The following is a 24,185-nucleotide window of genomic DNA, read 5'->3' as shown; positions in this document are numbered from 1 at the left end:
GGCGGGGGGGGGTGTGGGTGGTCGGCGTCGTGGGGGGGTGTGGGGGGGGGGGTGTGGGGGGGGGCCGCCCCGGGCCCCGGGGTGTGGCCCCCCCCCCGACGGCACGGCCCCGGCCCGCCGTCCGGCCCGGGGCCCCGGCCGGCTGTCGGGGCAGGCGGAAGACCTTGCCGCGGCTGACAGCGGTGGCGGTCGCGATGCTGGTCCTGATGGTCGTGGGGGCGCTGCTCCGGGGAGGCCTATGCCCGGCGCAACGTGAGGGAGTGCCCGGCGTACGTACGGGGAGCCCGGTCCCGGCGGGAGGCCTGAGCCCGGCGGTGACACTGTCGCCGCCGGGCTCCGTCGCACAGGACCTGGGGATCAGCCCACCCTGCACCCGAGTTCGAGGCCGGGGTCCGGGGCGCCGCCTTCGCTGACGTACCCGAATGAGGTCGATTCACCGGGGTCCAGCGAGCCGTTCCAGTCCACGTTGTGGACCATCACGTCCTGCCCCTGCGTGGTCATCGCCCCGCTCCACAGACTGGCGACGCTCTGCCCTGCCGGCTGTGTCCAGTCCACCATCCAGCCGAGCATGGGTACGGTGCCGGAGTTGGTGACGGTCACCTGCGACTGGTAGCCGCCGCTCCAGTTGCCGGTCGTGCTCACGGTGGCGGTGCACGTCCCGGGCGGCGGCTCGGTCGGCGTGGTGGTGGAGCCGTCCTTGACCCCGGTCACCTCACCGTTGCCCCCGTCGAAGACGACATCGGAGCAGGAGTAGAACGTCTCCTGGCTGTCGGAGCGCTCCCACACCATGTAGATGATGTTGCGCCCGTCCTTGCCGGACGGAAGTGCCTCGGACCAGGCGTAGTTGGCCTCAACCGTCCCCGGACTCCCGTTCAGCGGGGGGTGGTCGACGGTGAGGAAGGGGGCCTCCTCCATGTCGTCCCAGGTCAGCGGCTGGGTCGGGTCATAGCCGTCCTTGGTGATGTAGACGTAGAACGAACCGGGGTGCGCCGCCCAGGCGTTGTACGTGAAGTCGACGGTCGCACCCGAGGTCAGATGGGTCAGCGGCCAGTCGTTGCTGGGGGTGTTGAACCCGGTGAAGTTGGGGTTCCCACCACTGCACAGCTCGCCGTCGGGCACGAAGCCGCGGGTGCGGCCCGCGCCGTCGGAGCGGAGCACGGAGAACCAGTTGTAGAACGGGGTCGTGCCGCTCTGCTGCTGCGCGGAGCGGCAGGCGGGGTTGACCGGCTTGATCTCTCCGGTTTCGGTGAGACCGTCCTGCCAGCACAGGAAGGTGCGGCTGGCGGGCTTCATCGGCGTGCCGTGGGCCTCGGCCCGGCCGCCGGAGGTGACGAGGACCAGCCCGAGGGCGGGGATGGTCGTGAGCAGGGCGAGCATGGTGAGAAAGAGTGCTCTGCTGCGGGTGCCGGCCAGGAGCCGGCCTCCGCCCGGTAATCCGCGGCTCGATCGGTGGATCACGAGGTACGTCCCTTCGCTGCTGTCGTCCGGGGGGATTGGCGGAACAACGTTCGGGTCGTGCTGTGCGATGTCGTACTGACGCTTGGGAGCGCTCCCACTGCTCGGGGAGGCTAGCGCTCCGTTGCGGGACTGTAAACGCCCGCGTTCCGATTTCCGACGGGAACTCCCCCGGGTTCGCCGCGCGTCATGCAGACCGTGACGGACATGGACGGCGTGACGCTCGACGAACTCAGCACGATCTGGAACCGCATACGGAGGACGTACGGCACATCCGGGAACAGCACATGGGACCAGGTGGTGCTCGACTGCGCCGCCCGGCTCGCCGACGACCCCGCCGACGAGTCGGCCTACGTGTGGACGATCGGGCTGACGGTGATGGCCCCCTACCTCACCCGGCGGCCGGGCGCGGGTGTCGCGGAGCGGGCCGCGGCGGCGCTGGAATCCGCTGACGAGGCCCTGCGCGAGCGCGGTTGCCCCCACGACTCGCATCCGTACCGGAGCCACGACGGCAGGAACGACGCGGACCTCGCCGGGCTGCTGCCCGCGCTCGCCGACGAGTCGGCCGACTGGCACGGGGACCGGCCCCGGAGCGAGTGGCGCTGCCCGCGCAACGCGGCAGGATTCGCGCGGATCGGCCTGGACGTGATGCGCCCCGGATCGGTCACGGATGTGCCGCCCCGTCTGCCGGTGGAGGCCGAGGAGAGCATCAGCACGCTGTCGGCGCTGCTGCACGGGTACCCGAAGCCGTGGACCGACATCGACGACGAGATCCGCAGACAGGCATGGAAGCTGTCCGGCGCGGAGCCCGCGGACCGTGCCGGACGTCTGCTGGTGGTCAGGGCGGTGACCTGGTACGCGGTTTCCGGCGAGGTGCGTACGAAGTCCGTACTCGACGATCTGGTCGAGTCGGTGGAGGAGACGCTGCCGCACTTCGCCTCCGCCGGATGCGCCCACGACGGGCACCCCGCGCTGCCGGACAGCGGGCCGGAAGCAGCGGAACTCGGCATCACGCTGAGCAGCGCCGGAGGACGGGCGGTCCACGAGCACGACCGCGTCGTGGGGGGCCAGGGCGCCCCGCTCGACGCGGTGCTGTGCCCGGTCCTCTTGGCGGAGGTCGCGGACCGGACCCTGACGCTGCTGCGCGAGCGGCGCGACAAGCTCTTCGGGGCGCGCGACACCTCGCACGCCGACGCCGAATACCTCCGCGCGGACGGCAGGCTCGACATCGGAAAGCTCGTGGAGCGGACGGACGACAGGAGCGGGAACCGCAAGTACGCCGACGATCTGGGCCTGTGGGCGGCCCGTCGCCACGCGCAATCCGACGACCGGGACCGCACCGTGCTGCTGCTCGTGGCCCACCGGGCGATGGAGAACTCGTACCCGGCTCCCCCGCTCGCCGTCGTCCAGGGTGTCCTGGCCACCATGCGGTCCGTCGCCGCGGCTCCGCTGCCCGCCGTGTGCCCGCACGCGGACGGGCACCCGGAGCTGCACGGCCCGGAGTTCCGCTCCGGCCTGGCGCACTTCTGGGACCCGCGGGAGTTCCCTCCGGGCGAGGGATCCCCCGGCGCGGAGTCCTGGGCCTGCCCCCGGTTCGCGGCGGAGGTCGCCGACGCGTGCGTCACGGACCTGGAGGACCTGTACGAGGAGGACGAGTTCGCCGACACGGAGTGACGTCGGCGGCCACGGCGTGACCGTCCTCAGGGCTGCGGGGTGTCCGGGACTGCGGTGGGGAACAGGCTCTCCGGGAGGGTCACGTTCCACGCCGTGATGACCGGCTGGCCGTGCTCCCTGCCGAGCCGGGAAACGGCGCCCGTGGCGAGCTGGAAGAGCGTGCCCTCGGCAGGGGTCAGACCGAGGTAGCGGGCCGTCAGGACGCGGAGGAAGTGGGAGTGGGCGACGAGCGCGATGTCCTCGTCACCCGCACGCCCGGCGGCCTCCGCGACCTCGGCCAGGACCCGGTCGGCGCGTTCGCCCACCGCTGCGGGGGTCTCGCCGGGGTGGGCCTCGGGGCCGGCCGTGACGCCGTCGGTCCAGAGGTTCCAGGCGGGGCGGGTCCGGTGGATCTCGTCGGTGGTGACGCCCTCGTAGCCGCCGTAGTCCCACTCGCGCAGCTCAGGAGTGATGCGGGGCGCGGCGAGTCCGGCGAGCTCGGCGGTGCGCCGGGCCCGTACCGAGGGACTGACCAGGGTGAGGGCGATGTCGCGGTCGGCGAGCAGGGGTGCGAGGGCGCGGGCCTGGCGTTCGCCGAGCGGCGTCAGGGGCAGGTCGGTGTGGCTCGTGTGCTGTCCGTTGCGGGACCACTCGGTCTCGCCGTGCCGGACCAGGATCAACTCGCCCATGTGAAGGCCATCCGCTCTCAGTGCTGTTCATGCTCACGTACTGTGCGTGCTCATGTGCTGTGCGTGCTCATGTGCTGTGCGTGCTCATGTGCTGTCGATGGTGCGAACCCGCTGGTCCACGATCGCATTCCGCCCGGGGCGGTACGGGCGGGCGCGCCAGGGCCGGGCCGGATGCGGCTACCGCCGGTCGGTGAGGATCTCCGCGATGACATGCCGGGCGGTGTCCGCCATGAACACATTGGTCTCGCGGTAGTACTGAAGCTCCATCAGCGCGACCGACAGCGCCCAGCCGATGCCCCGGGACCAGGCGGCGTCGTCCGCCCGGACCTCGGCGCGGAAGGTGTCGCGCGCCCCGGCGGGCAGCACGTACCAGGCCGCGATCAGGTCGACTGCGGGGTCGCCCAGCCCCATGCAGCCGAAGTCGATGACGGCGGTGAGCCGCCGGTCCGCCGTCAGCATGTTGCCCGGTTGCAGGTCGGCGTGGATCCAGACGGGCGGTCCGGCCGGGGCGGGGGCGCGCAGGGCTGTGTCCCAGACAGCGGCGGCCGAAGCGGTGTCGGCCGCGCCTCCCAGGTCCGCGAGCGCCGCGCGGACCGCGGTGTCCCGGGCGGTCAGGGGCTCGCTGCGGTAGGACGGTGGACCGTCGGCGGGGTCGACGCGGTGGAGCGCGGTGACGAAGCGGGCCAGGTCCCGGGCGAGCGGGGCGGCGTCGGCCGTGTCGCCGACCGTCGGACAGTCCCCGTCGAGCCAGCCGTGGACCGACCAGGGGTAGGGGTAGCCGTCACCGGGTTCACCTGCGCCCAGCGGCGCGGGGATCGCGACCGGGAGTGAGGGTGCCAGGCGCGGCAGCCAGTGGTGCTCCCTGACGATGCCACCGGCCGAGCCCGCGGTGCGCGGGAGGCGGACGACCAGGTCCTCGCCGAGCCGGTACATCGCGTTGGAGGTCCCGGCGGCGCCGACGCGTTCGACGGGGAGGCCGGACCACTGGGGGAACTGCGCGGCGACCAGGCGGCGCACGAGAGCGGCGTCGGTTGCCGGCTCGTCGGCGTGCATCGTGGCTGTGCTCATCCTCGGCCGTCCTGGAGCGGGTGGATTCCGGTCTGCCGACATCCGAACCCGGCGGGTACGCACGCGTCAACCGACTTGGCGGGGTCGCAGCGCCGGTGCGCGTCGACCGCGTCGGCCATCACGACCTGGCACCGTGGAACGTCGTCCTCGACGGCGTGGAGGTGACCGGCATCATCCGACGGGGTCCGCGTACGGCCGGCAGCCGTCGGCCCCTCCGTTCCGGCGCGGGCCGCGCGGGAACCGAGGGGCCGGAAGAGGGGTCAGCCCTTGACGACCTCCAGCGCCGCGTCGCCGACGACCACGACCTCGTACGACCGGTCCGTGTCCGCCGTGACGCGGAGCGTGCCGCCCTCGCGGACCAGTTCGTACGTGGCGGCCGGGGCTCCCGTGAGGTCGGGGACGGTCACCGTGCGGGTGAAGTCGCCCAGGCCCTCGGGGGCGTACACCCGCAGTTCCAGGTCCTGCGTCCAGTCGGCGTCGGGGCGGGAGGCGTCCGCGCCGAGCGGGAGGACCGCGCCGGGGCGGACCAGGAGCGGGAGGCTGTCGAAGCCGTGGGTGTCGTGGCGCCAGGCGGGTCCCGTGACGGTCTCGCCGGTCAGGAAGTGGGTCCAGGTGCCCTCGGGGACGTAGTACTCGACCTGGCCGTCCTCGCTGAAGACCGGCGCCACCAGGAGGTCGGAGCCCAGCAGGTACTGGCGGTCGACCGTGCGGGTGGCCGGGTCCTCGGGGAACTCCAGCAGCATCGGGCGCATGGTGGGGACACCGGTGCGGTGGGCCTCGACGGCCGCGCCGTACAGGTACGGCATGAGGCGGTGCTTCAGTTCGGTGAACTGCTTGGCGACCGCGACGGCCTCGTCGCCGAACTCCCACGGCACGCGGTAGGACGAGGAGCCGTGCAGACGGCTGTGCGAGGAGAGCAGGCCGAAGGCGAGCCAGCGCTTGAAGACGGCCGGGTCGGGCGTGCCCTCGAAGCCGCCGATGTCATGGCTCCAGAAGCCGAAGCCGGAGAGGGACAGGGAGAGTCCGCCTCGCAGGGACTCGGCCATCGCCTCGAAGGAGGACCAGCAGTCGCCGCCCCAGTGGACGGGGAACTGCTGGCCGCCGGCGGTGGCGGAGCGGGCGAACAGGACCGCCTCGCCCTGGCCGCGCTCCTTCTCCAGGAGGTCGAAGACGGCCTTGTTGTACAGGTGTGTGTAGTAGTTGTGCATGCGCTCCGGGTCGGAGCCGTCGTGCCAGACGACGTCGGTGGGGATGCGCTCGCCGAAGTCCGTCTTGAAGCCGTCGACGCCCTGGTCGAGGAGGGTCTTCAGCTTGGCCTGGAACCAGGCGGTGGCCTCGGGGTTGGTGAAGTCGACCAGCGCCATGCCGGCCTGCCACTTGTCCCACTGCCAGATGTCGCCCTCGGGGGTGAGGACGAAGTAGCCCTTCTCCGCGCCCTCCGCGTACAGGGCGCTCTTCTGCGCGATGTACGGGTTGATCCAGACGCAGATCTTCAGGCCCTTCTCCTTGAGCCGGGCCAGCATGCCGACCGGGTCGGGGAAGGTGTCCGGGTCCCACTCGAAGTCGCACCACTGGTACTCGCGCATCCAGAAGCAGTCGAAGTGGAAGACGGAGAGCGGGATGCCGCGCTCGGCCATGCCGTCGACGAACGAGGTGACGGTGGCCTCGTCGTAGTTGGTGGTGAACGACGTGGTCAGCCAGAGTCCGAAGGACCAGGCCGGGGGCAGGGCCGGGCGGCCGGTGAGGGCGGTGTAACGGGTGAGGACGTCCTTGGGCGTGGGGCCCGCGACGACGAAGTACTCCAGTACCTGGTCCTCGACGCTGAACTGCACCTGGCCGACGGCCTCGGAGCCGACCTCGAAGGAGACCTTGCCGGGGTGGTTGACGAAGACGCCGTAGCCGCGCGAGGAGAGGTAGAACGGGACGTTCTTGTAGGCCTGTTCGCTGCTGGTGCCGCCGTCGGCCTGCCACATGTCGACGACCTGGCCGTTCTTGACGTACGGGGTGAACCGTTCGCCGAGACCGTGGACCGTCTCGCCGACGCCGAGGGCGAGCTGGGCGAACATGTGGTGGCCGCCGTCCGCCACGGTGGCGAAGGCGGTGCCCTTGCGTCCGGCCGCGGTCAGCAGGCGGCCGTCGGCGTCCAGGAACTCCAGGCCGAAGTCGCCCCCGGTGGGGAGCCGGAGGGTGAGGGGGCCGCTGGTGAGTGTGGCGGTGGGGCCGTCGTCATGCGTGGTGGCCGGGGCGTCCTCGGTGGCGCCGGGGAGGACGAAGTCCGGGCCGGGGCGGCGCTTGCCCGCGAGGTGGGTGACGCGGATGCCGATGACGCCTTCGACGGGGGCGTAGGCCTCCACCGTGATCAGAGGGGCGTTCAGGGTGTCCCCGCGCCGCGTCACGCGCTTGACGGCGGCATGGGCGGTGAGGCGGTCGGCGTCGAGGCGCAGGTCGCGGAGTTCGGTGGCGTACGAGGCGTTCACACCGTCTCGCATCTGCCAGAAGCCGTCGGTGAACTTCATGGGGGGGGTCTTCCTTAGCCGGTGGTACGGGGGTGAGCGGGGTACGTCGTCAGGGGTGCGTCGTCAGGAGTGCGGGTGCCGCCCGGTCGAGGACCGATGTCACCCGGTCCCAGGTGGCCGTGTCCCGGGGCACGGCGGGCAGTTCCCGGCCCTCACCGGTGCCCCACTCCATGGCCAGGGCCACCGGGTCGCGGCCGGTCGCGGCGCCCGCGGCCAGGGCGGCCGCTCCCAGGGCGACGAGCTCGGCGGAGTCCGGGAGGATCACCGCACGGCCGGACAGCCGGCGCACGGTCTCCACCCACATCGTGCCCTTCGCTCCCCCGCCGATCAGGCGCAGCGGCGCGTCGGGCGCGTCGAGCGGCAGCTCGTCCAGGGCACGCAGGACGGCGACGACCGCGCCCTCGTAGGCGGCGCCGAGGATCTGCTGCCTGGTCGTGTCGTGCCGCAGTCCGTGCAGGAGCCCGGAGGCGGCCGGGAGGTCCGGGGTGCGCTCGCCGTCCAGGAAGGGCAGCAGCACGGCCTCACCGCCGGGTGCGGCTTCCTCGCGTTCCAGGCCGAGCAGTCCGGCGACCTTGTCCACGGCGAGGGTGCAGTTCAGGGTGCAGCCCAGCGGGAGTCGGGTGCCGTCGGCGGCGGCGAAACCGGCGAGCAGGGAGGAGTGCGGGCGGTTGCGGGTGGCGGCGAAGACCGTGCCCGAGGTGCCGAGGCTGACGACAGGGTGGTCGAGGAGCCCCTCGGCGCCCAGGCCCAGGCCGACCGCCGCGGCCATGTTGTCGCCGGTGCCGGCGGCGACGGCGACGCCGGCGGGCAGGCCGAGGGCGTCGGCGGCCTCGGCGGTGAGGTGTCCGGCGAGGGCCGCTCCGGTGGCGGCGACCGTGGACAGCATGTCCTCGCGGATGCCGGTGAGGTCCAGCAGCCCGGGGTCGTAACCCTGGGTGGCGGGGTCGTACCAGCAGGTGCCGGACGCGTCGCCGGGGTCGGTGACGGCGACGCCGCAGAGGCGTTCGGTGAGGAAGTCGTGCGGGAGGCGGACGGCGGCGGTCGCGGCGGCGGTGGCCGGTTCGTTCTCACGCAGCCACATCCACTTGGCGGCGGTCATCGAGGCGACGGGCACCGATCCGGTGCGGTCCAGCCAGGCTTCCCGGCCCAGTGCGGCGGTGAGGGCGGCGGCCTGCGGGGCGGAGCGGGTGTCGTTCCACAGGAGGGCGGGGCGCAGCGGCTTGCCGTCGGCGTCCAGGGTGACCAGTCCGTGCTGCTGGCCGGCGACGGCTATCCCGGTGACGGCCGCCGGGTCCAGGCCCGATTCGGCGAGGGCGGCCGCGACAGCCGTGCGAAGGGCCTGCCACCACTGCTCGGGGTCGCTCTCGCGGGCGCCGCCCTGACCGGTCACGGTGTGCGGGGCGCGGCCCACGGCGAGCAGTCGGCCGGTCACGGTGTCGACGACGGCGGCCTTGGTGGACTGGGTGGAGCTGTCCACACCGATGACGGCCGACACCGGTGCGGTGGCCGGGTTTCTGGCTGGTCGCGACGGCATGTCGTACCTCGTTCCTGTGGGTCCCGATTTTGATCGTACACAAAACAAATAATTCTTCGAAGCGCTTCGACGCCCTGGGAAACAGCTCACAGCCCGCCCCGCACGGACCACAAGACCCCACAGCACACTGCCATGTTGTCCCTATGTGACGCATGTGTCACGGAAGTGGTCTAGAAACAAACGCCGGGATGCCGTATTAGTACTGGCAGCAAACAAATCGGTCGGACGGCAGAGCAGCCGCCCGGGCCATGTCGACAAGAGGCAGCAGAATGTCGAATCGCTTCACCCCCACCCCCGCCGACCGGTTCACCTTCGGGCTCTGGACCGTCGGCTGGCGAGGCAACGACCCCTTCGGTGACGCCACCCGCCCCGCCCTGGACCCGGTCGAGTCCGTCGAGCGTCTCGCGGAGCTCGGCGCGCACGGTGTGACGTTCCACGACGACGACCTGATTCCGTTCGGGTCCTCGGACAGTGAGCGCGCCGCGATCATCGCGCGCTTCAAGGGCGCCCTGGACCGCACCGGGCTCAAGGTCCCCATGGCCACCACCAACCTGTTCACCCACCCCGTCTTCAAGGACGGCGGCTTCACCTCCAACGACCGCGACGTCCGCCGCTTCGCGCTGCGCAAGGTCATCCGCAACATCGACCTCGCGGTCGAGCTGGGTGCCGAGACCTACGTCGCCTGGGGCGGACGCGAGGGCGCCGAGTCCGGCGGGGCCAAGGACGTGCGGGTCGCGCTGGACCGGATGAAGGAAGCCTTCGACCTCCTCGGCGACTACGTCGTCGACCAGGGCTACGACCTCAGGTTCGCCATCGAGCCCAAGCCGAACGAGCCGCGCGGCGACATCCTGCTCCCGACCGTCGGTCACGCCCTGGCGTTCATCGAGCGCCTGGAGCGCCCGGAGATGTACGGCGTGAACCCCGAGGTCGGCCACGAGCAGATGGCCGGGCTGAACTTCGCGCACGGCATCGCGCAGGCGCTGTGGGCGGGCAAGCTCTACCACATCGACCTCAACGGCCAGTCCGGCATCAAGTACGACCAGGACTTCCGCTTCGGCGCCGGCGACCTGCGCCAGGCCTTCTGGCTCGTCGACCTGCTGGAGAGCTCGGACTACGCGGGCCCGCTGCACTTCGACTTCAAGCCGGTGCGCACCGACGGCATCGACGGGGTGTGGGAGTCCGCGAAGAACTGCATGCGCAACTACCTGATCCTCAAGGAGCGCGCGCTGGCGTTCCGCGCCGACCCGGCCGTCAAGGAGGCGCTGGCCGCCTCCCGTCTGGACGAGCTGGCGCAGCCCACCGCGGCCGACGGCGTCAAGGCCCTGCTGGCGGACCGTTCCGCCTACGAGGACTTCGACGTGGACGGCGCCGCCCAGCGCTCGATGGCGTTCGAGGCTCTCGACCAGCTCGCCATGGAGCACCTGCTCGGCGTCAGCTGACAACCCCGGGGGTGTCCGGCGGAATGCCGCCGGACACCCCTTGTCCCCGGGCGCGGGCCTGCCGGACCCGCGCCGGGGCGCATGGATACACCTCGCCGGGACACAGTGGTCCCCGCGGGCCGGCACCCCTCTCACGCAAGGGCACCATCGTGACAGCACCTTCTCCGGACGGCACGCGCCGGCCGCGCCGCCGTCCTCACCGGCGGGTCATCGTCCCGCTCACCGTCGTCTCCGCGCTGCTCGGCGGCGTCGTCCTGTCCGGCTGCGGACAGCAGCGGGACCCGGATGTGTACACCGTCATGAACTCGTCGACCGACGAGTCCTACCACCGCTGGGACGCCCAGACGCTGGCCCGGTGCAGCAAGACGCTCGGAGTGAAGATCGAGCAGCAGAGCGTCCCGGCCTCGCAGGTGATGACGAAGGCCCTGCGGATGGCGTCCTCGAAGTCGCTGCCCGACGTGCTCCAGCTGGACGCATCGGAGATGCCGACGTTCGCCGCGGCGGGCGGGCTGATCCCGCTGAAGGACCTCGGTCTGACGACGAAGGACATCCCCGAGGGGATCGTCAACTTCGGCTCGTACAAGGGGAAGTACTACGGTGCGGCGCGCACCGTGAACACCCTGGCGCTGTTCTACAACAAGGACACCCTCGACAAGGCCGGCCTGAAGGTCCCCACCACCTGGGCCGAGATGCAGGACACCGCGAAGAAGCTCACCCAGGGCAAGCGGTACGGTCTGGCGCTCAGCGCGGGAGGCGCGGAGGACGGCGTCTTCCAGTTCGCCCCGTTCATGTGGTCCAACGGCGGCGACGAGACGAAGCTCGACAGCCCGCAGGTGGCCGGGGCCCTGGACTACTGGAAGGCCCTCCTCAAGGACGGCTCGCTGTCCAAGTCGACGGTCAACTGGACCCAGGCCGATGTGAACGACCAGTTCATGGCCGGCAATGCCGCGATGATGATCAACGGCCCGTGGCAGGTCGAGAGCCTCAACGCCAAGAAGGGGCTGAACTGGGGCATCGCCCAGATCCCCGTCCCGAAGGCGGGTGACGACTCGGTAGGCCCGCTGGGCGGGGGAATCCTGACCGTGCCCAACACCGGTGACGAGGAGCGGGAGAAGATGTCCGCCCGGATCATCGGCTGCATGTCGGGCGAGCAGGAGGAGATCACCTACGCGATCAACAGCTGGATGGTCCCGGCCAACGAGAAGGCCGCCGCCGTGTGGCGTACGAAGGCACCGGAGCTGGCCGCCCTCGCCGACCAGGTAGCCACGGCCCGTTCGCGTACCGCCAAGGTCGGTGCGCAGTGGTCGTCGGTGTCGCTGGCCCTGCAGAGCGCCTTCCAGTCCGCGCTCACCGGTGAGTCCAGCGAGGCCGCTCTGAAGCGTGCCCAGCAGCAGGTCACGAGCGGGAACTGAGGTAACGAACGATGTCATCAACCACAGCCTCGGCCGCCGCGCTGCCGGCCGACCCCAAGGCCCCCGCGGCCGGTGCGGTCAAGAAGCCCGTGAACCCGCGGAGCGCCAAGCGGCGCCGGACGCTCGCCCAGTGGGGGTTCATCGCCCCCGCCGTGATCTTCATGGCGCTGTTCTTCGGCTACCCGCTCGTCCGCAACATCGTGATGAGCTTCCAGGACTACTCGCCGTCCACGTTCTTCACCGGCAAGGCGCCCTTCAACGGCTTCGACAACTGGAGCAACGTCTTCAACGACGGGCTGTTCGGCAAGGCCCTGTGGCAGACGATCCTCTTCACGGTCGGATCGCTCATCGGCCAGTTCTGCATCGGCCTGGCCCTCGCCGTCTTCTTCACCCGGCGCTTCCCCCTGAACGGGATCCTGCGCTCGCTGATCCTGCTGCCGTGGCTGGTCCCGATGGTCGTCTCCGGCATCGTGTGGCGGCGCATCTTCGACCAGGACACCGGTGTCCTCAACTCCTTCCTGGGCACGGTCGGCCTCCCCGCGGACACGCCGTGGCTGACGAGCACCAGCATGGCGCTGATCTCGGTGATCCTCGTGAACATCTGGATCGGCATCCCGTTCAACATGGTGATCCTCTACGGCGGCCTCCAGGAGGTCCCCAAGGAGATGCACGAGGCCGCCTCGCTCGACGGCGCGTCCGCCTGGCGTACGTTCCGCTCGGTCACCCTGCCCATGCTCAAGCCCGTCATCACCGTGGTGCTCGTGCTCGGCTTCATGTCGACGGTCAAGATCCTCGACCTGGTCCTCGCCCTCACCGACGGCGGCCCGGCCGACTCCACCCAGACACTCGGCACGCTCACCTACCAGAACTCCTTCGTCCAGATGGACTTCGGGGCCGGTGCCGTGGTCGGCAACATCCTGATCCTGATCTCCGCCGTCTTCGCGGTGTTCTACCTGCGCGTCAACCGCAATGAGGGGAAGTGACCGGCATGGCGACCACCACCCAGATCCCCGCCGCCCCGGCTCCCGCCGTCCACCGGCCGAAGCGCCGCTGGGGTGCGACCGTCTTCGGACTCGCCGTCCTCGCGGTGATGCTGTTCCCGCTGTACTGGATGATCAACACCGCGCTTCAGCCCGACGCGAGTCTGGTCGACGTGGGTCCGGTCCCGACGGGCGTGGACTTCTCCGGCTTCACCTCCGCTCTCAGCGACCAGGGCGGCAACCTGCTGACCTCGCTGGCCGTGGCGCTCGGCGCCGTGGCGATCTGTCTGGCGATCTCCGCACCGGCGGCGTACGGCCTGGCTCAGTTCAAACTGCGCGGCAGCAAGACGATCGTCTTCGGCACCCTCATCACCCAGATGGTGCCGGGCATCGTCATCGCGAACGCCCTGTACAGCGCGTACGTGGACCTCGGCCTGGTCAACTCCTACTTCGGCCTGATGCTGGCGGACGCCTCCCTGGGCATCCCCTTCGCGATCGTGCTGATGCGCTCGTTCATGGTGTCCATCCCGCGTGAGGTCATCGAGGCCGCCGAGGTCGACGGTGCCGGCCGCATCCGTACGTTCATCCAGGTCGTCCTGCCGATGAGCCGCAACTCCCTGATCACGGCGGGCCTGTTCTCGTTCCTCTACGCGTGGAGCGACTTCATGTTCGCGCTGACGCTGAACACCACGGACGACGTGAAGCCGATCACGCTGGGCATCTACCAGTACATCGGCGCCCATGTCGGTGACTGGGGTTCCGTCATGGCCGCCTCGGTCCTCTCGGCCGTGCCCGCCGCGGTCCTGCTCGTCCTGTCCCAGAAGTACATCGCCGCCGGGATCACCGGCGGCTCGGTCAAGTAAGGGTTTCCATGAGTGACTTCCCGGTCTTCCCGCCCGGATTCGTCTTCGGCGCGGCCACGGCCTCGTACCAGATCGAGGGCGCCGCGGACGAAGACGGCCGCGGGCCGTCCATCTGGGACACCTACAGCCACACGCCGGGCAGGACGGACGGCGGTGACACCGGTGACGTGGCCTGCGACCACTACCACCGCTACCCCGAGGACGTGGCGCTGCTGCGCGGCCTGGGTGTGGACTCGTACCGCTTCTCGATCGCCTGGTCGCGTATCCAGCCCGAGGGCTCCGGCGCGGTGAACCCCAAGGGCCTGGACTTCTACTCCCGGCTCGTCGACGAGCTCCTCGAAGCGGGCATCGAGCCCGCCGCCACCCTCTACCACTGGGACCTGCCGCAGGCCCTGGAGGACAAGGGCGGCTGGCGGGTACGCGAGACCGCCGAGCGGTTCGGTGAGTACAGCGCGATCATGGCGGAGCACCTGGGCGACCGGGTGCCGCGCTGGATCACGCTCAACGAGCCGTGGTGCAGCGCCTTCCTCGGTTACTCCGTCGGGCGTCACGCGCCGGGCGCCAAGGAGGGGCGCGGCGCCCTGGCCGCCGCGCACCACCTGCTCGTCGGGCACGGCCACGCGATGACCGCGCTGCGCGCCGCGGGCGTCCGTGAGGCGGGCATCACGCTCAACCTGGACCGCAACGTCCCGGCCACCGAGTCGGACGCCGACCTCGCCGCCGTGGTCCGCGCGGACACCCAGCACAACCTGGTGTGGACCGAGCCGATCCTGGCGGGCCGCTATCCGGCCACCGAGGAGGAGACCTGGGGCGAGCTCATCACCGCGCAGGACTTCCGGCGCGAGGGCGACCTTGAGCTGATCTCCCAGCCGATGGACTTCCTGGGCATCAACTACTACCGCCCCATCGTGGTCGCCGCCGCCCCGCACCGCGAGGCCGACCCGGCGCTGCGGGTCGCCACGGACAACCGGTACAGCGAGGGCGAGTACCGGGGCGTCCGCAAGACGGCGATGAACTGGCCGGTCGTGCCCGAGTCCTTCACCGATCTGCTGACCGCGCTCAAGCAGACGTACGGGGACGCGCTGCCGCCGGTGCACATCACGGAGAACGGCTCGGCGGAGTTCGACACCGTGGACGCGGACGGCTCGGTGCACGACGCCGACCGCGTCGAGTACCTGCGGACGCACCTGACGGCGCTGCGGGCGGCGATGGACGCGGGCGTCGACGTACGCGGCTACTACGTCTGGTCGCTGCTGGACAACTTCGAGTGGGCTCTCGGCTATGCGAAGCGGTTCGGGATCATCCGGGTCGACTACGACACCCAGGAGCGCACCCCGAAGGACAGCTACCGCTGGTACCAGGAGCTGATCGCGGCACACCGGAAGTAGTCCTCCGGCCTGTCTGTGACCTGCCCCGCCACCGCCCCCGTCCGCCGTATGCGGACGGGGGCGGTGGCCGTACGGGGGCGCGCTGCCGTACGGGGCGCGTTGCCGTACGGGGCACTTTGCCGTTCGCCGGACGGGGACGGGGACGGGGCGTGGTCCGGGCCCGTACGGGGACGGAGGTGCGGTCCCGGGCCTGGTCCTGGCCCCGGTCCTGCCGGGGGCGGCTGCCGTACGCCTCGCGGGCGTCAGCGCGCCGAGTGCGCCGCCGGGTCCTCCAGGACCCCCCGCACCACCCGGGCCGCCGCGCCTCTCGCCGCGTCGCCGGAGAGCGAGGAGGCGCACAGTCCGGCACCGTCGCTCCGCCAGCGGCCCGACACCACCCGGTCGGCGAGCTGCGCGTCCGCCGCCCCGGCGAGCCACGGCATCAGGTCGCGGTAGATGCCGCCCAGGACGACGGTGCCGAGGTCGAAGAGGTTGACCGCCCCGGCCAGCACCACACCCATGCGGTCCCCGGCCGCCCGCAGCACTTCCAGCGTCCGGGGGTCGCCCGCCCGCGCCCGTCTCTCCAGCTCACCGAGACCGCGCACACCGGCGGCCGGGTCGATGCCGGCGGCCCGCAGCAGGGCCGCCTGACCGGCGTACTGCTCGAGACAGCCCCGGGCGCCGCACCCGCACAGCGGCCCCTCGGGGTCGACGACCACATGCCCGACCTCCCCCGCGAAACCGTGCGCGCCACGAAGCAGCTCGCCGTGGAGCACGAGCGCGCCGCCGACGCCGATCTCGCCGGTCAGGTACAGGAAGCAGCCGGCCTCGTCCAGGCCGCCGAACCACAGCTCGGCCAGCGCCGCCAGATTGGCCTCGTTGTCGGAGCTGACCGCGAGCGCCCGCCCGGCCGGCCTCAGCGTGCTGAGCGCCTGGCCGAAGATGCCTTCGGCCGCCACGCGGTACCAGCCCAGGTTGGGTGCCTGGCGGACCATGCCGCCGGAGACGAGTCCGGGAAGGGCCAGCTCGACGCCGACGGCCCGCAGCCCCTGCTCGCCGGTCGAGGTGATGACCCGGTTGGTGAGCCGCGCCGCATGCGCGAGGACCTCGGCCGGCGGGGTGTCGCGGTTGTCGATGTGCTCGGTGACGCGGACCCGGTCGGTGCCGGTGAGCCCGACCGCGCACACCGAGACGTAGTCGATGTTGATCTCGACGCCGAGCCCGGCCGGGCCGGTGTCCGACACCTTCAGCACCGTGCCGGGCCGCCCGGCGCTTCCGCTGAACGTCTTGCCCGACTCGGTGAGGTGGCCGAGCGCCAGCAGCTCCTCGACGAGCGAGGAGACCGCGGCCCGGGTCAGTCCGACGCGGGCCGCCACCTGGGCGCGGGTCACCTCCCCTTCCTCCAGGACGGCACGCAGGACGAGGCCGAGGTTGTGACGGCGTACGGACTCGGTTCCGGCCTTGGCGCCGGACGAGGTGGGATGCATGGTCATCAGGCCTCCGAGGGTAGGGCCTCGCGCCCGGATGCCGTACGCGACCCCGCGGACGACCTGCGGTTTCGTACCGATGGCACCGAGGGGCGGGGCACCGCACCGGAGGGATCACACGCCCGAAACATCACCGCAGCCCGCCGGACAAGTCCCCCTGTTACGTTCGGTGTACGCGGCCGCCGTTGCCCGCTCCACCCGCCCCCGGACCTCGTCGTCCGGCCGGTGAACGAGGAGGTCCGCGGTGCACGTTCCGGAATTCCGGGCCGCCGGGTCGCGGCGCGAGGCGCCCGCCCGGCTCACCCATGAGACTCGATCGCGGCGCCACGCGCCCGCCTGGCTCACTCATGTGCTGCGGCTGCGCCGGGCACCTGTGCCCCGTACGGCCATGGTGCGCGGAGCGCTCGGTGCGGGCCCGCTGCTCGGGGCCGGTATCGTCCTCGGCCTGCCGGGGGCGGGTGTCCTCGCCGCGCTCGGGGCGATGCTGGCCGGTGTCAACGACCGCCCGGGGACCCGCCGCAAGGGGATCGTCCACATAGGGCTGCCGGCCGCTGCGGGATCGCTCGGGCTGCTCGTCGGCGCACTGGTCGCGGACGTGACGGGCAGGTGGGCGGCGGTTCCCGTGCTCTTCCTGGTGGGCTGGGTCTCCGGGGCGCTGAGTGCCCGGGGCGGTGTGTGGTCGGCGGCTGCCCTCCAGATGCTGGTCACCACGACGATCGGCATGGGCATGCCGCTGGCCGGGCCCGCGTGGCTGAAGGCGCTGTGCTTCCTGTCCGGGGCCGGCTGGCTGGTCGTTCTGCGGCTGCTGCCGCGCGCTCCGCGCGCGCGGAGCGGCGGCGAACGCGAGGCCGTCGCCGCTGTGTTCGACGCGCTCGCCGACGCGCTGGGCGCGCTCGGCGGGCCGGGGGCGCCGCACGCCCGCCGCGCGCTGGTCGCGGCGCAGCAGCAGGCCGACGAGGCGCTGCGGCTGATGCGGCTGATGCCGTGGCCGCGCCGGTCCGGCGGAGCGGATCCCGGCCTCGCCGAGCGTTTCGGCGCCGGGGTCGCGCTCTGCGAGGCGGGCATCGCACTCCTGTGGGAGGGCCGGCCCGTGCCGGAGACGGTGGCCGAGGGCCCCCGCCGACTGGCCGCCGCGGTTCGCTCCGGCGGGCCTGCGGGTACGCTGCCGAGCCCCCGGCCGGACACGGTCGAACGCCTCGCCTTCGACCGGGCGGTTCTGGAGGCCGCGGTGGTCTTCGACCGGACGACGGCCGGTACGGCCCGCTCGGCTGGTACGGCCCTCGCGCCCGGCACCACCCGCACCACCAACCACATGCCTGGCACCACCCGCACCGATTCCGCTTTCCGCCCGGGTCTGTTCACGCCCGCCGGACGGGAGTACGGGCTGCGCGTGGCGCTCTGCGTCTCGGTCACGGCGGCCGTCGCGCTGCTGCTGCACGAGGACCACTGGTACTGGCTGCCCGCCACCGCCGCGTTCCTGGTGAAACCCGACATGGGTCCGCTGTTCTCGCGGGTGGTGAACCGGTTCGCGGGAACCGTGGCCGGAGTTCTCGCCTTCGTCGCCCTCATGGCCGCGCTCGGCGGCCTCGGCCCGCCGCTCGTCGTGGCGGTGGTGGTGGTGGCCGGGGCGCTGGTCCCCCTGTCCACCCGCCACTTCGCGTTCCAGACCGCGGTGATCACGGTCCTCGTGCTGTCGTTCGTGCACATCGCGGGGGACACCGAGGCGGCGGCGTCCCGGCTGCTGGAGACGTTCCTGGCCTGCCTCATCGTGCTGCTCGTCGGCCATCTGCCGCTGGTGGCCGACCCGCGGGTCCGGGTCGGGCACCGCTTCGCCGTCACGCTGCGCAACACGGAACGGTATCTGCGCCATGTGCTGGACGCGCCGGACCCGGCAGGCGGCGGACAGCGCGGCGATGTCCAGGGGCTGGCGCTGCGCGGTGCCGCGTACCGGGCACTCGCCGAGGCACGGGCTGCGGCGGAGACGGTCGCGGCGGAGCTGCCCGGTCCGTTCGGCGGGCGGCGCCACGACTGGTCGGCGGTGACCGTGGCCGCCGAGCTGGTCGTCGACGCGGCGACCACGTGCGCGCTGCGGGTGGAGAACGGGGTGCCGAGGCCCTCGTCCGGCGAGGTGGAGCGCGTGACGACGGCGTTGTCCGTACTGGCGGACGCCCTGGACGACGGCCACCGCACCGCGCGCCCGGAGCCGGGCCCGGGCCCTCGGGACTGCCGGTCGCTGCGCGATGTGATGACGCAGCTGCACGGCATTCACCGGCTCACGACCGCGGGCCGCACCGAACCGGCCACGGCAGGTCCCCCCACCCGGACCTGACCCGGTGGCGACCGGGCCCTGACCCGGCCGTTCCTCGGCGCACGCGCGAGAGGGCCGCACCCCGTTGCCGGGGTGCGGCCCTCTCGCCGTACTGCCGCTGATCCCTACTTGCGGATCAGGCTGCGGAGCACGTACTGCAGGATGCCGCCGTTGCGGTAGTAGTCCGCCTCACCGGGGGTGTCGATGCGGACGACGCCGTCGAACTCCACACCGGTGTCGGTGGTGACCTTGACCGTGCGCGGGGTGGTGCCGTCGTTGAGCTCGGTCACGCCGGTGAAGGAGAAGGTCTCCTCGCCGGTCAGGCCCAGGGACTCGGCGGTCCGGCCCTCGGGGAACTGGAGCGGGAGGACGCCCATGCCGATGAGGTTCGAGCGGTGGATGCGCTCGTAGGACTCGGCGATGACGGCCTTGACGCCGAGGAGCGCGGTGCCCTTGGCCGCCCAGTCACGGGACGAGCCGGAGCCGTACTCCTTGCCCGCCAGGATGACGAGCGGGGTGCCGGCGGCCTGGTAGTTCTGCGAGGCGTCGTAGATGAACGACACCGGGCCGTCGGCCTGGGTGAAGTCGCGGGTGAAGCCGCCCTCGGTGCCCGGCGCGATCTGGTTGCGCAGGCGGATGTTGGCGAACGTGCCGCGGATCATGACCTCGTGGTTACCACGGCGCGAGCCGTAGGAGTTGAAGTCACGGCGCTCGATGCCGTGCTCCGTGAGGTACTTGCCGGCCGGGGTGTCGGCCTTGATCGCACCGGCCGGGGAGATGTGGTCGGTGGTGACCGAGTCGCCCAGCTTGGCGAGGACGCGGGCGCCCGTGATGTCGGAGACCGGGGTGGTCTCCATCGTCATGCCCTCGAAGTAGGGGGGCTTACGGACGTAGGTGGACTCGGCGTCCCACTCGAAGGTGTTGCCGGTGGGGATCGAGAGCGCCTGCCACTGGGCGTCGCCCGCGAAGACGTCCTGGTAGGACTTGTTGAACATGTCCTCGCCGATGGAGTTGGCGACGACGTCGTTCACCTCGGCCTCGGTGGGCCAGATGTCGGCCAGGTGGACGGCGTTGCCGTCCTGGTCGACGCCGAGGGCGTCCTTGGTGATGTCGACCTTCATCGAACCGGCGATGGCGTACGCGACGACCAGCGGCGGGGACGCCAGGTAGTTCATCTTGACGTCGGGGTTGATCCGGCCCTCGAAGTTACGGTTGCCGGAGAGCACCGAGGTCACGGCCAGGTCGTGCTCGTTGACCGCCTTGGAGACCTCTTCCGGCAGCGGGCCGGAGTTGCCGATGCAGGTGGTGCAGCCGTAGCCGACGAGGTTGAAGCCGACCTTGTCGAGGTACGGGGTCAGGCCCGCCTTGTCGAAGTAGTCGGTGACGACCTTCGAGCCCGGGGCGAGGGTGGTCTTGACCCACGGCTTGCGGGTCAGGCCCTTCTCTACGGCCTTCTTCGCCACGAGCGCCGCGGCGACCATGACGTACGGGTTCGAGGTGTTGGTGCAGGAGGTGATCGCGGCGACGGTGACGGCGCCGTGGTCCAGCTCGTACGTGGTGCCGTCGGGGGCGGTCACGGTGACCGGGTTCGACGGGACGCCGTTGGAGGCGGCCGGGGCGTCGGAGGCCGGGAAGGACTCCTTGCCGGCTTCCTCGTCGTCCGCGACGTAGTTGCGCACGTCCTGGGCGAACTGCGCCTTGGCGTTCGCGAGGACGATGCGGTCCTGCGGGCGCTTCGGGCCGGCGATCGACGGGACGACCGTGGAGAGGTCCAGCTCCAGCTTCTCGGAGAAGTCGGGCTCGGCGGCCGGGTCGAGCCAGAGGCCCTGCTCCTTGGCGTACGCCTCGACGAGCGCGACCTGCTGCGCGTCACGGCCGGTCAGACGCAGGTACTTCAGCGTCTCGTCGTCGATCGGGAAGATCGCGGCGGTGGAGCCGAACTCCGGCGACATGTTGCCGATGGTGGCGCGGTTCGCGAGGGAGGTGGCGGCGACGCCCTCACCGTAGAACTCGACGAACTTGCCGACGACGCCGTGCTTGCGCAGCATCTCGGTGATGGTCAGCACGAGGTCGGTGGCGGTGGTGCCGGCCGGGAGCTCGCCGGTCAGCTTGAAGCCGACGACGCGCGGGATGAGCATGGAGACCGGCTGGCCGAGCATCGCGGCCTCGGCCTCGATGCCGCCGACGCCCCAGCCCAGCACACCGAGGCCGTTGACCATGGTGGTGTGCGAGTCGGTGCCGACGAGGGTGTCGGGGTACGCCTGGCCGTTGCGGACCATGACCGTGCGGGCCAGGTGCTCGATGTTCACCTGGTGGACGATGCCGGTGCCCGGGGGGACGACCTTGAACTCGTCGAAGGCGGTCTGGCCCCAGCGCAGGAACTGGTAGCGCTCCTTGTTACGGCCGTACTCCAGCTCGACGTTCTGGCCGAAGGCGTCCTTCGTGCCGAACTTGTCGGCGATGACGGAGTGGTCGATGACCAGCTCGGCCGGGGCCAGCGGGTTGATCTTCGTGGCGTCGCCGCCGAGCTCCTTGACGGCCTCACGCATGGTGGCGAGGTCCACGACACACGGCACACCGGTGAAGTCCTGCATAATCACGCGGGCCGGCGTGAACTGGATCTCCTGGCTGGGCTGGGCCTGGGAGTCCCAGCCGCCGAGCGCCCGGATGTGGTCGGCGGTGATGTTCGCGCCGTCCTCCGTGCGGAGCAGGTTCTCCAGCAGCACCTTCAGGCTGTAAGGGAGGCGCGCGGAGCCCTCGACCTTGTCCAGCTTGAAGATCTCGTACGACTCGTCGCCCACGCGCAGCGTGCTGCGGGCGTCGAAGCTGTTCGCCGACACGACAGTCTCCTTCATCAATGTGCGCGTAACCCCGCGCCGCGCCTCACTTCGGCGGGCGCCGCGTGGTGCCGCCTTCGGCCACCCGACCGTCCGCTAAGGTAAGGCTTAGTTAGGTAACCCTTACCGAGCGGAGGCCCGATGTGCGCCTTTGGCATATATCTCGATGTCGAGATAACTCTAGTACATGACCGGGGAAGGGTCATGTCAGGGCATGCCTGAGCGCTGTCCTCCAATCGAGGCGTTCGGCGGTGGACCCCGGCCGTTACCGCTTCGGCCCCGGTCACTCCCGCTTCCCCGCCGGGACCCGGCCGTTCGACGAGAGGGGCGTGGCCGCGGACCACACGCCCATCCACTGCTCGGCGCCCCACTTCTCGAACCGACGCACCTCGGTGAACCCCAGCTTCACAGCGAGGCGCATCGAACGGTCGTTGGCGGTCTGGGTGCGGAGCACCACCGGCTCACCGGGAAGCGCGGCGGCGAACCAGCCGAGCGCCGCCGCGCACGCCTCGGCGGCGTACCCGCGCCCCCACGCCTCCGGCAGGAACATATAGCCGAGCTCGGCCTCCCCGGCGTCCGGGCGGATGTGCCCCGGGCGCTCGGCGTCGCGCCGATCGAGCGTGACCGTGCCGATCATCTCTCCGTCGAGATCGACGACGAAGAGGCCGGGGCGCCGCCCTGGCAGTTCGGGCACCGCGCGTTCGAGCTCGTCACGGGGACGGGGGCCACCGAGGTAGGTACCCACCTCCGGTGAGGCGAACAGCTCGATGAACGCCGCACGGTCCCGGGCACCGGACTCGCGGAGCACGAGCCGTTCGGTCACTATCGGGGCGGGCGGCCAGGCGACGGCGCCGAGCTCAGTCATGGCGGGCAACCTATCGCACGCCCGTGCGTCCGCCCCGGGAACAAGGCCACCTGCGGCGGAGGCACGGACAGGAGGAGCGCAAGGCCGGAGAAACGTGAGGCCGGGTTGGCCGCCCGGGCTCGTCGTGCCGGGGTTCAGGCGCCGATGAAGTGCTCGGCGCGGGTGCGCTCGATGTGCAGGTTCCAGTAGTCGAGGGCGATGTCGTCGGGCGCGCGGAAGGGAACGCCTGCCGGGGCCTCGGCCTGGGTGCCGATCATGAGGTTGATGGCCACGTTCGCGACATATATCCCCTGTTCAGCAAGGGTGTTGTGGAGGTTGAGCGCCCAGTTCCGCTGTCCGGCCTGCGCGATGTTGGCGTCGGCGAGCATCGGGTACGGGCTGATCGCGCCACCGCCGGTGGTGAACAGCAGGGTGCCGGACCCGGCCGCGAGCATCCCGGGCAGCACCGACCGGACCGCGGCGACGGCACCGTAGAGAAGGCTGTCGATCTGCGGTCGCAGCTTCTCCAGGGTCACGTCCTGCGGCGCGGTCATGGTCAGGCCCGCGTGCGGCGAGAACTCCAGAACGTCGATCGGGCCGAACCGCGCGATCGCCGCCTCCAGAGCCCCGGTGAGCCGGTCGGGATCGGCGACGTCGGCGGGGAAGCCCTCCGCGGCGATGCCGCTCTCCGCGAGTTCGGCGGTCAGGGCGTCGAGCCTGTCCTTGCTGCGCGCGATCAGGGCGACGTCGAAGCCGTGGCCGCCGAAGACCTTGGCGAGGGACAGGCCGAGCCCGGGGCCGGCTCCGACGATGGCGATGGTGGGCATGGAAAAGCTCCTTGCGGCGAGGCGATCCCGAACGGAGGCCGGGTGAAGGGGATGAAAGTGAAGGGGATGAAGGTGAAGGCGAAAGCGAGGGCGCGGAGGGGTGTGCGCCGGGATCAGTCCCGGCCGGACGGCGGGGTGGCGCCGGGCCAGTCGGTGGGGCAGGGCGCGTCGAGGGCGCCGAGGATGCGCCGGGAGGCCGCGCCGAGCTGACGCTGCTGCGCCTTGGTCAGCGGGTCGAAGACCAGCCGGCGCACCGCGTCGATGTGACTGGGGGCCGCTGCCTCGACCTTGTCCATACCGTCGTCGGTGAGGGTGGCCAGAGTGACGCGGCCGTCGGAGGGGTCGGGGTGACGTCGCACCCAGCCGCGCTTCTCCAGCCGGATGACCACGTTCGACAGCCGGGACAGCGCGCTTCCCGCGTACTGCGCGAGCTCACTCATCCGCAAGGTGCGCTCCGGCGCCATCGACACCGCCGACATCACCACGTACTCGAAGTGGGCGATGCCCGCGTCCCGCTGCATCCGCGTCTCAAGTGCGGCCGGCAGCTGGGTCAGCACATAGGCGAAGGCGTTCCACTGCTGCTGCTCATCGGCGTCGAGCCATTGCGGTCCGACTGATTCCTGCGCGTCTCCCATGACTCCAACATACTCCAAGCATGAAGTGAATGGCGAGCCCAGAAACTATTAGCTTGAAGTAATTTCCGTACGGCCGTGTTCCTCGGGGCAGCACTGTGAGCAGGAGCCGCGCCGCGTCCCGCAGGAGCCGATCGCCGGAGCGCAACCCTTCCGGCAGGCGCCGCGCGGTAAGAGGGCCCTAGGTTCTGTCGTCAAATGATCTTGTGTGGTGGATCATGGTCGGGTGATACGTCGCCATGAACTGTCGGATGCCGAGTGGGAGTTCGTCCGC

17 protein-coding genes are annotated in these 24,185 nt (G+C 71.3%); 7 read left to right on the top strand and 10 right to left on the bottom strand.

Features of this window, described 5'->3' with window-relative positions; all coding sequences use genetic code 11:
• Positions 1–357: 357 nt before the first annotated feature.
• The gene (locus ACZ4LX_RS19625) at positions 358–1,377 is read right to left on the bottom strand and encodes a lytic polysaccharide monooxygenase auxiliary activity family 9 protein (RefSeq protein WP_467646255.1); all 1,020 of its coding nucleotides are present in this window, start codon (positions 1,375–1,377) and stop codon (positions 358–360) included.
• 267 nt (positions 1,378–1,644) lie between these two features.
• On the opposite strand from ACZ4LX_RS19625, the gene ACZ4LX_RS19620 reads away from it, so the two are divergent.
• Positions 1,645–3,129, top strand: a complete 1,485-nt coding sequence (locus tag ACZ4LX_RS19620) for a hypothetical protein (protein ID WP_467646252.1) — start codon at positions 1,645–1,647, stop codon at positions 3,127–3,129.
• A gap of 26 nt (positions 3,130–3,155) precedes the next feature.
• On the opposite strand, the gene ACZ4LX_RS19615 is transcribed toward ACZ4LX_RS19620, so the two are convergent.
• The 4 genes from ACZ4LX_RS19615 to xylB form a co-directional block, all read right to left on the bottom strand.
• Positions 3,156–3,797 (bottom strand): histidine phosphatase family protein, encoded by a 642-nt coding sequence (locus ACZ4LX_RS19615; protein WP_467646249.1) that lies wholly within the window; start codon positions 3,795–3,797, stop codon positions 3,156–3,158.
• A 177-nt stretch (positions 3,798–3,974) separates the two neighbouring features.
• Positions 3,975–4,865, bottom strand: coding sequence for an aminoglycoside phosphotransferase family protein (locus tag ACZ4LX_RS19610; protein ID WP_467646247.1), 891 nt, complete (start codon positions 4,863–4,865; stop codon positions 3,975–3,977).
• Between the two features lie 260 nt (positions 4,866–5,125).
• Positions 5,126–7,381: an alpha-xylosidase gene (gene yicI / locus ACZ4LX_RS19605; protein WP_467646244.1), complete on the bottom strand. Its 2,256-nt coding sequence runs from the start codon at positions 7,379–7,381 to the stop codon at positions 5,126–5,128.
• A 49-nt stretch (positions 7,382–7,430) separates the two neighbouring features.
• Positions 7,431–8,915, bottom strand: a complete 1,485-nt coding sequence (xylB, locus tag ACZ4LX_RS19600) for a xylulokinase (RefSeq protein ID WP_467646241.1) — start codon at positions 8,913–8,915, stop codon at positions 7,431–7,433.
• A 269-nt stretch (positions 8,916–9,184) separates the two neighbouring features.
• On the opposite strand from xylB, the gene xylA reads away from it, so the two are divergent.
• The 5 genes from xylA to ACZ4LX_RS19575 all read left to right on the top strand — a co-directional run bounded on the left by xylA (position 9,185) and on the right by ACZ4LX_RS19575 (position 14,997).
• On the top strand, positions 9,185–10,354 hold the full coding sequence (gene xylA, locus ACZ4LX_RS19595) for a xylose isomerase (RefSeq protein WP_467646239.1): 1,170 nt from the start codon (positions 9,185–9,187) through the stop codon (positions 10,352–10,354).
• A gap of 149 nt (positions 10,355–10,503) precedes the next feature.
• Positions 10,504–11,766, top strand: a complete 1,263-nt coding sequence (locus tag ACZ4LX_RS19590; RefSeq protein WP_467646236.1) for an ABC transporter substrate-binding protein — start codon at positions 10,504–10,506, stop codon at positions 11,764–11,766.
• A gap of 11 nt (positions 11,767–11,777) precedes the next feature.
• Positions 11,778–12,749, top strand: a complete 972-nt coding sequence (locus ACZ4LX_RS19585) for a carbohydrate ABC transporter permease (protein WP_467646234.1) — start codon at positions 11,778–11,780, stop codon at positions 12,747–12,749.
• Positions 12,750–12,754: 5 nt separating this feature from the next.
• Complete coding sequence (locus ACZ4LX_RS19580; protein WP_467646232.1) at positions 12,755–13,609, top strand: carbohydrate ABC transporter permease; 855 nt, start codon at positions 12,755–12,757, stop codon at positions 13,607–13,609.
• Between the two features lie 8 nt (positions 13,610–13,617).
• Positions 13,618–14,997, top strand: coding sequence for a GH1 family beta-glucosidase (locus ACZ4LX_RS19575; protein WP_467646228.1), 1,380 nt, complete (start codon positions 13,618–13,620; stop codon positions 14,995–14,997).
• A gap of 242 nt (positions 14,998–15,239) precedes the next feature.
• Here ACZ4LX_RS19575 and ACZ4LX_RS19570 read toward each other — a convergent pair whose 3' ends face one another.
• Positions 15,240–16,469 (bottom strand): ROK family protein, encoded by a 1,230-nt coding sequence (locus tag ACZ4LX_RS19570; protein ID WP_467646226.1) that lies wholly within the window; start codon positions 16,467–16,469, stop codon positions 15,240–15,242.
• A gap of 238 nt (positions 16,470–16,707) precedes the next feature.
• On the opposite strand from ACZ4LX_RS19570, the gene ACZ4LX_RS19565 reads away from it, so the two are divergent.
• The gene (locus ACZ4LX_RS19565) at positions 16,708–18,792 is read left to right on the top strand and encodes an FUSC family protein (RefSeq protein WP_467646224.1); all 2,085 of its coding nucleotides are present in this window, start codon (positions 16,708–16,710) and stop codon (positions 18,790–18,792) included.
• A 104-nt stretch (positions 18,793–18,896) separates the two neighbouring features.
• Here the strand turns inward: ACZ4LX_RS19565 and acnA are convergent, their stop codons facing one another.
• The 4 genes from acnA to ACZ4LX_RS19545 form a co-directional block, all read right to left on the bottom strand.
• Positions 18,897–21,611, bottom strand: a complete 2,715-nt coding sequence (acnA, locus tag ACZ4LX_RS19560; RefSeq protein ID WP_467646221.1) for an aconitate hydratase AcnA — start codon at positions 21,609–21,611, stop codon at positions 18,897–18,899.
• Positions 21,612–21,891: 280 nt separating this feature from the next.
• Positions 21,892–22,473, bottom strand: a complete 582-nt coding sequence (locus ACZ4LX_RS19555; protein ID WP_467646218.1) for a GNAT family N-acetyltransferase — start codon at positions 22,471–22,473, stop codon at positions 21,892–21,894.
• A 134-nt stretch (positions 22,474–22,607) separates the two neighbouring features.
• Positions 22,608–23,279 (bottom strand): SDR family NAD(P)-dependent oxidoreductase, encoded by a 672-nt coding sequence (locus tag ACZ4LX_RS19550; protein ID WP_467646215.1) that lies wholly within the window; start codon positions 23,277–23,279, stop codon positions 22,608–22,610.
• Between the two features lie 113 nt (positions 23,280–23,392).
• Positions 23,393–23,914: a MarR family winged helix-turn-helix transcriptional regulator gene (locus ACZ4LX_RS19545; RefSeq protein ID WP_467646212.1), complete on the bottom strand. Its 522-nt coding sequence runs from the start codon at positions 23,912–23,914 to the stop codon at positions 23,393–23,395.
• Between the last annotated feature and the right edge of the window lie 271 nt (positions 23,915–24,185).

The organism is Streptomyces sp. NPDC026062, from assembly GCF_055568375.1.
The sequence above is the reverse complement of the archived record's forward strand: the minus strand, read 5'-3'. Positions and strand labels throughout refer to the sequence as shown.

Excerpts from the sequence above, each read along its gene's own strand:
- ACZ4LX_RS19625 (WP_467646255.1), bottom strand. The coding sequence starts at position 1,377 with ATGCTCGCCCTGCTCACGACCATCCCCGCCCTCGGGCTGGTCCTCGTC.
- ACZ4LX_RS19620 (WP_467646252.1), top strand. The coding sequence starts at position 1,645 with ATGCAGACCGTGACGGACATGGACGGCGTGACGCTCGACGAACTCAGC.
- ACZ4LX_RS19615 (WP_467646249.1), bottom strand. The coding sequence starts at position 3,797 with ATGGGCGAGTTGATCCTGGTCCGGCACGGCGAGACCGAGTGGTCCCGC.
- ACZ4LX_RS19610 (WP_467646247.1), bottom strand. The coding sequence starts at position 4,865 with ATGAGCACAGCCACGATGCACGCCGACGAGCCGGCAACCGACGCCGCT.
- yicI (WP_467646244.1), bottom strand. The coding sequence starts at position 7,381 with ATGAAGTTCACCGACGGCTTCTGGCAGATGCGAGACGGTGTGAACGCC.
- xylB (WP_467646241.1), bottom strand. The coding sequence starts at position 8,915 with ATGCCGTCGCGACCAGCCAGAAACCCGGCCACCGCACCGGTGTCGGCC.
- xylA (WP_467646239.1), top strand. The coding sequence starts at position 9,185 with ATGTCGAATCGCTTCACCCCCACCCCCGCCGACCGGTTCACCTTCGGG.
- ACZ4LX_RS19585 (WP_467646234.1), top strand. The coding sequence starts at position 11,778 with ATGTCATCAACCACAGCCTCGGCCGCCGCGCTGCCGGCCGACCCCAAG.
- ACZ4LX_RS19580 (WP_467646232.1), top strand. The coding sequence starts at position 12,755 with ATGGCGACCACCACCCAGATCCCCGCCGCCCCGGCTCCCGCCGTCCAC.
- ACZ4LX_RS19575 (WP_467646228.1), top strand. The coding sequence starts at position 13,618 with ATGAGTGACTTCCCGGTCTTCCCGCCCGGATTCGTCTTCGGCGCGGCC.
- ACZ4LX_RS19570 (WP_467646226.1), bottom strand. The coding sequence starts at position 16,469 with ATGACCATGCATCCCACCTCGTCCGGCGCCAAGGCCGGAACCGAGTCC.
- ACZ4LX_RS19555 (WP_467646218.1), bottom strand. The coding sequence starts at position 22,473 with ATGACTGAGCTCGGCGCCGTCGCCTGGCCGCCCGCCCCGATAGTGACC.
- ACZ4LX_RS19550 (WP_467646215.1), bottom strand. The coding sequence starts at position 23,279 with ATGCCCACCATCGCCATCGTCGGAGCCGGCCCCGGGCTCGGCCTGTCC.
- ACZ4LX_RS19545 (WP_467646212.1), bottom strand. The coding sequence starts at position 23,914 with ATGGGAGACGCGCAGGAATCAGTCGGACCGCAATGGCTCGACGCCGAT.